Annotated in this window: 8 protein-coding genes; 4 read left to right on the plus strand and 4 right to left on the minus strand. The window is 46.1% G+C overall.

What is annotated here, in order from left to right:
• The coding region (locus QUA77_RS06905) for a Calx-beta domain-containing protein (protein WP_333449664.1) at window positions 1–2,654 on the minus strand (2,654 nt) is incomplete at its 3' end.
• Between the two features lie 290 nt (window positions 2,655–2,944).
• On the opposite strand from QUA77_RS06905, the gene QUA77_RS06910 reads away from it, so the two are divergent.
• Complete coding sequence (locus tag QUA77_RS06910; protein WP_333449665.1) at window positions 2,945–4,297, plus strand: AAA-like domain-containing protein; 1,353 nt, start codon at window positions 2,945–2,947, stop codon at window positions 4,295–4,297.
• Here QUA77_RS06910 and QUA77_RS06915 read toward each other — a convergent pair.
• Together QUA77_RS06915 and QUA77_RS06920 are read right to left on the minus strand one after the other, a co-directional pair.
• Window positions 4,294–4,998, minus strand: a complete 705-nt coding sequence (locus QUA77_RS06915; RefSeq protein ID WP_333449666.1) for a calcium-binding protein — start codon at window positions 4,996–4,998, stop codon at window positions 4,294–4,296. The two genes, QUA77_RS06910 and QUA77_RS06915, sit on opposite strands and share 4 nt — an antisense overlap.
• Window positions 4,999–5,230: 232 nt before the next feature.
• A complete protein-coding gene (locus tag QUA77_RS06920) occupies window positions 5,231–6,118 on the minus strand; it encodes a calcium-binding protein (RefSeq protein ID WP_333449667.1) in 888 nt (295 codons plus the stop codon).
• Window positions 6,119–6,416: 298 nt separating this feature from the next.
• Between QUA77_RS06920 and QUA77_RS06925 the strand changes: the two genes are divergently transcribed.
• Window positions 6,417–10,187, plus strand: coding sequence for a WD40 domain-containing protein (locus QUA77_RS06925; protein WP_333449668.1), 3,771 nt, complete (start codon window positions 6,417–6,419; stop codon window positions 10,185–10,187).
• Between the two features lie 328 nt (window positions 10,188–10,515).
• Here QUA77_RS06925 and QUA77_RS06930 read toward each other — a convergent pair whose 3' ends face one another.
• Complete coding sequence (locus QUA77_RS06930; protein ID WP_333449669.1) at window positions 10,516–11,127, minus strand: 2OG-Fe(II) oxygenase; 612 nt, start codon at window positions 11,125–11,127, stop codon at window positions 10,516–10,518.
• A gap of 225 nt (window positions 11,128–11,352) precedes the next feature.
• Between QUA77_RS06930 and QUA77_RS06935 the strand changes: the two genes are divergently transcribed.
• Window positions 11,353–11,586 carry a hypothetical protein gene (locus QUA77_RS06935; protein WP_333449670.1) on the plus strand — a complete coding sequence of 78 codons (234 nt, stop codon included), beginning with the start codon at window positions 11,353–11,355 and terminating at the stop codon, window positions 11,584–11,586.
• 176 nt (window positions 11,587–11,762) lie between these two features.
• A complete protein-coding gene (locus QUA77_RS06940) occupies window positions 11,763–12,122 on the plus strand; it encodes a group 1 truncated hemoglobin (protein ID WP_333038801.1) in 360 nt (119 codons plus the stop codon).
• The last annotated feature ends 71 nt before the right edge of the window (window positions 12,123–12,193 follow it).

Here is a 12,193-nt window from a genome sequence, read left to right on the forward strand (position 1 = left end):
GTTGGCGTTGGTGTCGGAGTTTCTGTCGGAGTTGGCGTTGGTGTCGGAGTTTCTGTCGGAGTTGGCGTTGGTGTCGGTGTCGGCGTTTCTGTCGGAGTTGGTGTCGGTGTTGGTGTCGGAGTTGGAGTGGGATTAGAGTCATCACTATCATCATTGACAATAATGCCCGTACTTTGGTTGGCGGCGGGATCGATGGTGGCGTTGGTGGCATTGTTGAGGGTAACGCTGAAAGTTTCATTCGCCTCGAATTTGTTGTCGCCGTTAACAATTACAGCGATCGTTTTTGTTAGCGCTTCTGATGGATTAAAGATGAGATTACCGTCATTATCTTCGTAGTCGAGATCGCCCGTAGTAGCAGTAGCGTCATCTGTCTTGTAGTTAACAGTAATGGGCAAACCAGAAGCATTGGAGAGGCTAACGGTGTAGTTGTAGGTAGTTGTGCCTGTATTGCCTTCAGCTTGGTTAATCGTGGCGGGGGCGATGCTGACAGTTGGAGGGTTATCGTTATCTGCAATTGTCAAAACTGCATTGTTGTATCGATCGCCAACTGTAGCATTTCCCGTTGGATTAGTTAGAGATAAATTAACCGTTTCGTCAGCTTCGTCGATCGCGTCATCGGCGATCGGAATAGTAACAATTTTTGGTGTCGTATCGCCGGCGGCAAAGTTAATTGCGATCGGCGTATTGGTGTAGTCAGCAGCAACAGCAGTACCATCCGTCAGCGTCAGCGTTGCCCCAACTGCACCTTTATTACCACCGATGCGATTGACGGTAATTGCTGTACCTACAACTGTACCGTTTTCATTCACCGTGTAAGCGGGGTTGCTAAATTCCAGTAAGCCGGGGGAAGGTTGAGAAAATTCCGAAGTATCGTTAGTTGTTAAGTTAGTAGCAGTAGTGACGATCGCCCCTGTTGCAGTTAAAGGCGGCGATATAAAATTAGCATTGCCAGCAGCATCAGTTATGAGATTAACAAAGTTGAGATAAGTTTGTCCTTCGCCGTTACCGCTGGGATCTAGAACAGTATTGTCAAAAAATTCGACGCGGAAATTCGTATTGGGAATGCTGTTGAGAGTGCCGCTAATAGTAATGTTGCCGTTACTAGCAGTTGCCGAGGTTAACACCGGGAAATTTTGCAAGCCGTTTCCGCCTGTATCTCCGTCTCCCAAATCGTTTGGGGTAACGCCGTCGCTAGTTAGGCCATCGGCATCGTTATCGAGATCGATGCCTAAACCATTATTAGAAAAGATAGAATTGCCTAAAATTGCCAAACCGTTGCCACCAGTCACTTGAATGCCGTTACTAGCATTAAATGCGATCGTGTTGCCTTCCCCTGCAGCGGTACCGCCGATGCGGTTATTCACACCTGTATCTAAAGCTATGACGTTGCTGTACAAAGTATTGGGTAAAGGAGTGCTGCCGTCAGCTTGCGTGCCAATATAATTGCCGATAACGCGGTTGTTAGTGACCTCGTTGCTATTAAGATAGACGCCCATTTGATTGCCGGAAATGACATTTCCTTCTTGCGGTGTCGTGCCACCGATGATGTTACTTTCGCCAGCAGCGATAAAGACGCCGACCGGATTTCCCAAAGCGGCAGTACCGCTGATATTTGTGCCGATATAGTTGCCGACAACTCGGTTTGTCGCAGCTACACCGCCTGAAGGTTCGCCTAAAAGTGTGGGCGCTATTGCAAAAAAAATACCCGCAGTCTGACTGCCAGAAATGATATTGCGTTCTTGAGGCGTCGTTCCGCCGATAATATTGTTAGAAGCGCTGCCAATAGAGATGCCATAGATAGTGTTTCCTAGCGCTACATTACCCGTGATATCAGTACCGATGAGGTTGCCGACAACTCGATTTTGATTGGCAGTTGGGCCGTTAATCCCAATTCCGCCACCAAGGCCCCCATTGCCAGAAATCAGGTTGTCCTGAATCAAGTTTTCAGGCGCATTGCGGATGCTGATGCCAGCGTTGTTGGCGATCGCAACAGTACCAGTAACATCAGTGCCAATACGGTTGCCGATTACTTGGTTGTTGCGTGCAGCGATGCCGGAAATCTCGATGCCAAGCCCGACATTTAAATTGTCGTTGCCAGAGATTAAGTTGTTCTCGATCCGATTATCTGGAACGCCATCAATCCAGATCCCCCTGCGGTTGCCCCGATCGACCGTACCCGAAAGATCGGTGCCGATATGGTTGCTGGCGATCGCATTGCCGCCATTGGTTTGCAAGCGGATGCCTGCCAAGTCAAATCTGTTGATTGCTAAACCTTGTACGGTACTGTTCCCAGCAGTGATATCAAGTCCGACCATCCCAACTCCGGGGAGGTTGCCGCTGAGTTCCACCAGTGGCAAACCGTTATAGCCCGCGCCGCCTTGACTCCAACCATCGATAATAACTGGATCGGATATCGGTGGCAGTGCGGATAAAGGCTGAATTAATTGCTGAGAACCGATCGCCCCGATATTAAAGGCGATCGTATCGCGATCGGCCGCAGTACCGACAGTACCGTTAATCTGTGCTTGTTCTGCCACTGTCAAAGCAGGAACATTCAGAGTGCCATTCGCAACCAGAATTGCCTCTCTGAGGGTGAGGACGGCATTCCTGATATTTGAGTCATCTGTGCTATTAACGGTAATGGTAGCAGCCATAATTTTTCTCCTTATACCCTGGTGTTGGCGAGGTTCGGCTATCGTTGGTTAGGCGATCGATAATTGCGATCGGGCGATCGCTAATCAACTTGCTTCTAAACCAGTTTATTTCCTAAGAGCAAAAGCGACCAGGAGAGTAAAATCAGGCGTTTCTACAAGGACTGACAGTAAAAACTCAGGTTAAATCAGTTAAAATAGGGAAAAGTCAGGGTAACTTTCCAGTGCAGGAACAACTGCTCTCTTGCAAGCATCTGCATACTTACGTATATGGGTACTTACCCGTCAATCCCATGAACTCAGAATTAGAATTCTCTTGGAGCAAAACCAAAGAATCTGCCGATCGCATTTTTGCTCAAAACACCGGCAAACATCTCAGCGACATCGAAATGAAAGTCCTTCAAGGTTCCTGGGAAGGCAAAAGTTACGATGAAATCGCCAAAACTTACGGCTACAGTGCTGAATACCTCAACAAAGATGTCGGCAATAAATTGTGGCACAAGCTTTCAGAAGCTTTAGCAGAAAAAATTACGAAGAAAAATTTTAAAGAAGCTCTGAGGAGATTTGCATCGCAAGAGCCCACTCAATATATTAGTACCAACCTGCTCTTACAACCACTGACTGCGGCAAATTTGCAGTTTCCCGAAGGCTCGGTCTCATTAGATTCTCCTTTTTATGTGGAGCGTTGCAACATTGAATCTTTGTGCGGCGAGACAGTTGTAAAACCCGGTTCTCTGATTCGGATTAAAGCACCAGAAATGATGGGCAAAACTTCACTGATGAACCGGATTTTAGCTGGCGCTGTTCGGGAAAACTATCACGCAGTTTATCTCGATTTGAGCGCCGCCGACCGAGGAATATTAACAAATCTGGATAAATTTCTGCGCTGGCTGTGCTTGATGGTAAGCCGACAGTTAAAGTTAGAAAACAAGTTAAACGAGTATTGGGATACGGATATTTTGGGCAGCAACGATAACTGTACTGTTTACTTTGAAGAGTATTTGCTGGCAGAAACAGAAACGCCTCTGGTTTTGGGGTTGGATGAAGTCGATCGCCTATTTCCCTACACCGAAGTAGTTGAAGATTTTCTGGGGATGCTGCGAAGCTGGCACGAAAAAGCCAAGATTTCGGATATTTGGAAAAAACTGCGGTTGGTAATGGCGCATTCTACGGAAGTTTATATTCCTTTGGACATGAATCAATCTCCGTTTAATGCGGGGGTTCCCGTTGAGTTGCTGGAGTTTGACAGCCAGCAAATTCACGATTTAGCTCGGCTGCACGGCTTGGATTGGGATGAGGGGCAGTTGCAAGAGTTAATAAGTGCGATCGGCGGACATCCTTATTTAGTAAGATTGGCAATGTATGAGATTAGTTGTGGCAAAATCTCATTAACTCAGCTATTAGAAAATGCGGCATCAGAATCGGGAATTTACAGCAGTCATTTGCGAAAGCATTTGGAAATACTGCAACACAATCCAGAATTAGCTTTAGCTTTGAAAAAAGTTGTCAATTCTGCCGAACCAGTTGAATTAGATTCCATGCAAATTTACAAATTGCACAGCATGGGAATTGTGCGGCGGCAAAACAATTATGTCATGCCGCGTTGCAATTTGTACCGCGAATATTTCTGCCGCGTTTTAGGTTAAAAAGCGGAGATAAACACCTGATTGGGGTTGACATTGGTAATATTTTGGTCTTGCACAACACCAATCAAATCACCCTTGTAGAAGACTCCCGTGTCTTGGGCATTGCTACCTTCCCAGTTGCCAAGCCCAAGCGAATAACCGTCTGTTAGAATGCCTTTAATTTGGATTTTATCGCTTTGAGTTAAGCTAAAGTCCGTAATTGTGGCGTACCCATTTCCGAGGTAGTAAACGCTATTTGCGTCACCCAACGCGAACCTGTCGTTTCCAATGCCACCTGTGAGGATGTCGAATTCATTTTCCCCAAACCCGAAACCAGTAAGTTGATCGTTACCGCTTCCGCCCAAGAGACTGTCATTGCCGATACCGCCAAGCAGAGCATCGTCTAAATTACCACCAATCAGCCGATCGTTACCAGGGCCGCCAACTAGATAGTCGTAGCCAACGCTGCCATATAAAGTGTCATTACCAGCGCCACCATCGAGAACGTCGTTGTTAGACCCACCATCTAGATAGTCATTTCCACCAAGACCCAACAATATATCGCTTCCTGCATCACCATAGATTGTGTCAGATCCCAGCGTTAATACAGGGCCATTGGGGCCTTGCATCCATTCAGGATCTTTACCAACTAACTTGGGTCGGAATTGACCGTTATTGAAGGTATCGTCGTCATTGAAAGGGGTTCCATTAATAATTGCCATTTCAGTTGCTCCTTGTTATTCAAAATTAGGGCGTAGAGATTGAGCGAAACCCACGTAGATGAATTTTGTTTGTGTAGGCAAGGGTGCAAGTTCGATGACGGGAGTCGCCACATTCGACTTGCACCCAGACGAGCGGTTTCCAACCGCAGGCAAGCGAGGTATTTTCTCTTAAGCTGACACGCCAAGAATGGGCGGAGCGAAGCGGAGTGTGTGCAGCGCCCTACAGATAGAATTACACAAAAGAGAGGGTTAAATCCGCAGTCATTGTGTCCGAAACTACGGCAATCATGTCACCTTGATAAAATATTTTTGTGTCTTTCAGAGAGTCATTGCCGTAATTGTAGTATCCCGATACAAATTCGTAGTCTTGCTTTTGACCGACCATCAAAATTGCATCTCCATCTGCTTTCTTAAAGTCCTGAATAATTGCATACGCGTGCTCGCCTAAGCCATCTAAGTAAGGAACTTCAAACTCTGGGCCGTCGATAACTAGCGAGAATGTATCGGCTCCGGAACCGCCAATTAAGGTATCGACTTCATAATAATCGTATCCGTCACCATTGGCGTGACCAACAAGAAAATCGTTGCCGCTATTGCCTTCTAGCCAATCGGAATCGCCACCGCCATAGACTTTATCATTGCCAGTACCGCCAAATAGGAAGTCGTCACTGTCAAGGCCTTTGAGTGTATCTGCACCGCCACCGCCAAAGATGTCATCATCCGTGTAATGCTTTCCTACTAGGTAGTCATTTCCTGGTGTTCCCGTTATGTTGTCATTGGGTAAGCCACTGATTTTATCGATGCTGCCAAATAAGCTGTTAGTAGAGTTGCTATCTGCGGCGATTACTTCACGTATTTCTACTATTGGATTACCATCGTCTTCTGTCCGGGGAACATCGGTGAAGTCTTCAATAAAAGGGGATTTATTGGGATTCGGATCGCCATCGTCTTCTGTCCGGGGAACATCGGTAAAGTCTTCAATCAAACCGAATTTATTAGGCTTAGGATTGGGATTATCTGAATCAGGGTCTTCAGTCCGGGGAACGTCGGTCAAGTCTTCAATTAAACCGAATCTCAGGGTAGAAATGTTAGCGTCGGCGATAGTTCTAAGTTCTGTCATGGTATTAATCCTATTTATGAGTGTATTCTGAGTTTGTCAAAGCGCTAAGTGTTTGTATTTGTTTGCTGCACCTTTCGCTTTCTGTTATCAGTGTCTTCGTAAAACTCTTGAACTGCAATGGTGATAAAATCAGGTATTATAGGAACTGATAAAGAGCTTCGCACTCGGAATTTATCGGAAAAAATCAGGTGCAGCCTGACAAAGCATCATCAAAATCAGCAAAAATCAGGTTTTTTGGTAAATCTCTACATAGTCAGGTTTGCGATCGTACAATCAAATCTAGATTTTGGTGCAGGCAATGATGAAAGAATCTCCAGTTAGTTATGAATATCAGATTGGCGGGAGTCTCCCCGCAGATGCGTCGAGTTACGTGACGCGACAAGCAGATTTGGACTTTTACGAAAGTTTGAAAGCGGGTGAGTTTTGTTACGTTTTGAATTCGCGGCAAATGGGCAAATCTAGTTTGCGGGTGCGGGCGATGCAAAAATTGCAAGCTGAAGGTACTGTGTGCGCTTTTATCGATTTAACTGGGATTGGCAAGGAAGATGTAACTCCCGAAAAGTGGTATGCAGGCATTGTCAATTCTTTGGTCAGTAGCTGTCAGCTAGGTAATAAAATTAATTGGCGGAATTGGTGGCGCGAACGCCGGGACTTGTTATCTCCCGTCCAGCGGTTTAGTTTGTTTATCGAAGAAGTTATTTTAGTTGAAATTTCCCAAAATATAGTTATTTTTATTGACGAGATCGATCGAGTATTGAGCATGAATTTTTCGGCTGATGAGTTTTTTGCTCTGATTCGCTGGTTTTACAATCAAAGAGTTGACAATCCTCTGTACCGGCGTTTGACTTTTGCGCTGTTGGGGGTGGCGACGCCTTCGGATTTGATTGCTGATAAAACTCAAACTCCTTTTAATATTGGTAAGGCGATAAATTTACGCGGTTTTCAGATTGATGAAGTGCAGCCTTTAATTAATGGTTGGCAGGGGCAAGTTGCCAATCCTGAAAGTGCGATCGCAGATATTTTGGATTGGACGGGGGGACAACCTTTTTTGACCCAAAAGCTGTGCAAGTTAATGCTGGAAAAGGAGTTGAATAAAGTTAACGGCAGAGACGCAGAGGGCCCTGAGAAAGACAGGCAGGATGCCTGTTCTACCCCCACAGATGGGCAGAATGCCTGTTCCACACAGGAGGACGGAGTTGAGAGGTTGGTGAAGTTGCGGATTGTGGAGAATTGGGAGTCTCAGGATGAGCCTGAACATTTGAAAACTATTCGCGATCGCCTTTTGAGAAATCAGCAAAAAGCGGGGCAGTTATTGGGGCTTTACCAGCAGGTTTTGCAATCCGCGAACCCCCCCCAACCCCTCCTTAGCAAGGGGGGGGTAAATGCTGCTACTTCACCCCTGGCAGAGGAAGACATAGCCACTCTTGCTCCCCCCCTTAGCAAGGGGGGGCTGGGGGGGGTTCTTGCTGATGGCAGTCCCGAACAAACGGAATTGCGACTGTCAGGTTTAGTGGTGCAACAGCAGGGAAAATTAAAAGTTTATAACCGAATTTATGCCGAAATTTTCAATCTTGAATGGGTGGAAAAACAGTTAGGAAAGCTGCGGCCTTATTCGGAAAATTTTAATGCTTGGAATGCTGCCAATTTTGAGGATAATTCGCGGCTGTTGCGGGGTCAGGCGCTACAAGAAGCTTTGGAATGGGCTAAATACCAAAGTTTAAGCCATCTGGATTACCGCTTTTTAGCGGCGGCTCAGGATTTGGAAAAGCGAGAAGTTGAATTGGCTTTTGCACTGCAAGCTGAGGAAAGTCAAATATTGGCACAAGCTAATGAAACTTTAAGTCTGGCTCAGCATCAAGCTAAAACAGAGTTAACGTTAGCTAAAAAACAAGCTAGAAAAATAATTGCGATCGGCTCGACAATTTTAGGGATATCTTTAGCAGCAGCTATCGCCGTACAATTGCAAGTAATTAAAGCCGATCGAGAACTCGCAGAAACCAAAATAGTCCTCGAAAGTTTGTCGTCAAAGACAACTTTAGCCTCAAACCCTTTTCCAGCACTGATCGAAGCACTCCTTGCAGCACATAAACTTAAAAAATTAGAGGCATTCAGTCCGGCAAAATCTGAAACTAAGATGCAAGTATCTATCGCCCTCCAACAAGCAATTTACAGCATCCGAGAGCGCGATCGACTCCTGGGCCACCAAGCTGTCGTCAGAAACGTCGTTTTCTCGCCCGATGGCAAAATCCTCGCATCCGCTAGCGAAGACGATACTGTCAAACTCTGGAACCCAGACGGCATCTTACTCAGAACCCTCACCGGACACCGCGACAACATTTGGACTGTCAGTTTCTCACCTGACGGCAAGACGATCGCATCTGCTAGTGACGATGCTACTATCAAACTCTGGAACATTGAAAACGGCAAACAAATTAGAACCCTTACGGGGCATAGGGGCTGGGTGAGAGGAGTCAGTTTTGCTCCCGACGGATTGGCGATCGCATCTTCGGGTTCCGACGGCACTGTCAAACTCTGGAATCCAGCAGACGGCACTTTGCTCCAAACCTTTACTGGGCATAGGGGGTGGGCAACAAGCGTCACTTTTTCGCCCGACGGGAGGGCGATCGCTTCTTCGGGTAGCGATCGCACTGTCAAACTCTGGAATCCTGTAGACGGAACGGAAATCGCAACGCTGAGGGGCCATACCAATGCTGTCAGAAGTGTCAGTTTCTCCGACGACGGCAAAACCCTAGCATCTTCGGGTGAAGACGGTTTAGTCAAGCTGTGGGATCTCCAAAACCTGACTCTCCTCAAAACCCTGCAAGCCCACACCAGGCAAGTCTGGAACGTCAAATTCAGTCCCAGAGACAGCCGCAGCCAAACTCTGGCTACCGCTAGCGAAGACGGCACCGTCAAATTGTGGAATTTATCGCAGTTAGGAGACATCGAGCCGCAAACGCTCAAAGGACACACCGGCAGGGTTGCCAGCCTTAGTTTCAGTCCCGACGGCCGCACTTTGGCAACGGCAGGTACCGATCGCACGGTACGACTCTGGAACCTCACCGGCATCGAACCGAAAGTGCTTGAAAGCCACCGCCGTCAGGTTTTCAGTGCGAGTTTCTCGCCCGACGGCAAAACTGTTGCCTCCGGTAGCAACGATCGCACTGTTAAATTGTGGAATGCACAAAACGGCAGCGAAATCAAAACTTTTCTAGGACATCGAGGTGCCGTCACCAGCGTCATTTTCGCCCCTGACGGCAAAATTTTAGCATCTGCAGGAAGCGATAAAACTATTAAATTGTGGAACCTAGAAACCGGCACCCAAATCAAAACTCTTTCAGGACATCAGAGGGGAATTGATAGCGTTGTTTTCAGTCCCGACGGTAAAATCTTAGCATCAGCCGGAGTCGATAAAACTGTTAAATTGTGGCATCTAGAAAGCGGTACTCAAATCAAAACCTTCACAGGACATCTCGAAAGAGTTAGAAGTGTCACATTCAGTCCCGATGGCAAAACTTTAGCATCCGCAGGGAACGATCGCGCGATCTATTTCTGGAATTTAAACAATTTAGAATCTACTCCAAGAAGGATTCTGAGAGCGCATAACAGCCGAATTACCAGCCTGCGTTTCAGTCCCGACGGCAAAATCTTAGCATCCGCTTGCGATGACAGCACCATTAAATTGTGGAATGCAGAAACACGCACCGAACTCAAAACGATCAAAGGACACGGAACTTGGGTAAAAAGCATTAGTTTCAGTCCCGACGGCAAAACGATCGCATCTGCAAGTTTCGATCACACAATTAAATTGTGGAATGTAGCAGACGGCCAAACGGGATCGGAGGTGCTGCCCCTACAAACTTTTGAGGGACATAGCGATCGAGTTAATGACGTTAACATCAGTCCCGACGGCAAAACTCTTGTTTCTGCCAGCGATGATTATACTTTAAGAATCTGGAATTTGGAACTTGATGTAGATAGTTTAATGAAACTAAGTTGCCAATGGCTGAGCAATTATATTGCTAATCATCCCGAAGGAAAAGCGATCGCAGAAATCTGCAATCCTTAAAAACAGGACTTACACAACTGGCACATTAAACAAAGGTATGTTGTTGCGCTTGGGTGCTCTTTCATATCAAAGAGCGCCCAAGCGCAACAACATACCTAAAAGTCTTGTGACTGTTGCGTAAGTCCTGAGATTAAAGAATTGGCAACGACTAATGAACTAAGGGTTTGGTTCACGGCCCTAGAGTTGCATTCTTTTTTTACTGGTATAAACAAGCGCCAAAGTTTAGCTGGGTATTTAAGCGTCTTTTGTAGGTAATCTGACCTTAATTGCTTCTTTAAAAGGCAGAATTTTTATTGCCAAAAACGCGGTTTTTTCGCTCAAATAAACATTACTTGCTTTTGGATTTTACGGCCCTAGACTCCACGGTGAATCCTGGAATATCTTGCAGTTCTGTTTCGTTCAAACTGTACTGTTCGCAAACCAAACTCAAACGAGTTCCGGTACTTTTAACAGCGTTGACAGAGTGACTCAAATCTCCTTGAAAATAAATTAGCGAGTTGGCTTGCGGCTTAATCTGCCCGACTTGCTGTTTGTTGCGCCGCAGTATCAACTCTCCCCCTTGCAAGTTCGGCGGTACTTGTACGTATAAAACGCTGACGGCTGCGGGAGGTTCAACAGTTTTGCAGTACGATCGCAATGATCGATCGATATGCGGATCGACGCGGGAACCTTCACCCAGCAACAAAGGGTTGAGATAAAAAGCATTGCATTCAGGCTGTAATGCTTGGTCTAGATAGGGTTTGAACAAAGGAAACCGCCGTTCTACTTCGGCGATTTCCGCACGTTGAAACACCACGGAAAACCCTTTTGTGCCAATGAAATCGCGATTGAGGTTGTTGATTGCTAGATAAGGGGAGGCTAGAATTGCTCCTCGCAAGTCGTTGAGGTAGTCGAGCGAGAAAGCGTTAGGATGTTGGCTATAGTATTTCAAGGCACTCAAAAATCATCAAAGTTTAAGGAAACAGCAGATAGAAATGCAGCAATCGCTCAGATTTGGGATTGCTTGGTTCCTGGCGGAGGACATAATAATCTTATTTTTTGTCCGCGTACTTAAGTCAAAGGTTTTTTTTAACTGCGGGCGATCGCCCGGAAGTGTCGCAACCGACTAGCAACGGCAGAATATCAGTATACAGGCGATCGTTGGGGTGATTCGATTATATTTGCAATGCCATTATACATGATGCCGCTGGGCAGCCGATCGCCCATTTATTTTAACTTGTACAATTGCAGGGGCGGGCATAATTTCCGCGATCGCATCCGCCCGCTGTTTTCTCACCGATTTCTTGAGTTTGCTAGCTGGAAAACAGATGTGTGTTGCGGCTTTGTCGCAAGCATCTTGCTAAAACAAGCAATCCGTGCATTAAGTCAAAATGCAGGGAGGGCGATCGACTATATCTAACTGGCAATAGAACGTTAATAAAGTTTACAAATAGAGGGCGAGCTCAAAAATACCACCAGCCGCAACAGTTACTAAGTAATTATTTCAGATTAAATTAATATTTCACAGGGTGAAAAAAGCCAAGCTGCCAGCTAAAATTAAAGAGTAAGTGAAAAAAAACAACTCGCTGAAACGATATGGCAACAACATTGTACGAGAAAATGGGTGGAGAATCAGCCATTAAAGAGATGGTGGATGATTTTTACCGCGATGTTTTGGCTGACGAGATAGTGAGCCATTTCTTCGATCATACAGATATGGAAAAGCAGCGCCGCCATCAAACTGCTTTTATCTCTTATGCCCTTGGCGGCCCCAAGCAATACTCAGGCCGTTCAATGGAGAAAGCACACGCAGGTTTGAATTTACAGCCAGAACACTTTGATGCAATTGTGAAGCATTTGACCGATGCCATCATTGCCCACGGCGCGTCTCAAGAAGATCTCGATGAAGCGCTAGGTAAGATCGCGACTTTGAAAGAGGCGGTTTTGTACAAGTAATAAGTAGGTGTGCAGAATTAATTACACAATATTTATACTGAAACCCTTGCCTAGCAAGGAGTCTTTATGTA

Source organism: Microcoleus sp. K5-D4 (assembly GCF_036704575.1).
In the GTDB taxonomy this organism is placed as follows: domain Bacteria; phylum Cyanobacteriota; class Cyanobacteriia; order Cyanobacteriales; family Microcoleaceae; genus Microcoleus.

Coding starts and splice junctions, on each gene's coding strand:
- QUA77_RS06920 (WP_333449667.1), bottom strand. CDS start 6,118: ATGACAGAACTTAGAACTATCGCCGACGCTAACATTTCTACCCTGAGA.
- QUA77_RS06935 (WP_333449670.1), top strand. CDS start 11,353: ATGCCATTATACATGATGCCGCTGGGCAGCCGATCGCCCATTTATTTT.
- QUA77_RS06910 (WP_333449665.1), top strand. CDS start 2,945: ATGAACTCAGAATTAGAATTCTCTTGGAGCAAAACCAAAGAATCTGCC.
- QUA77_RS06940 (WP_333038801.1), top strand. CDS start 11,763: ATGGCAACAACATTGTACGAGAAAATGGGTGGAGAATCAGCCATTAAA.
- QUA77_RS06925 (WP_333449668.1), top strand. CDS start 6,417: ATGATGAAAGAATCTCCAGTTAGTTATGAATATCAGATTGGCGGGAGT.
- QUA77_RS06915 (WP_333449666.1), bottom strand. CDS start 4,998: ATGGCAATTATTAATGGAACCCCTTTCAATGACGACGATACCTTCAAT.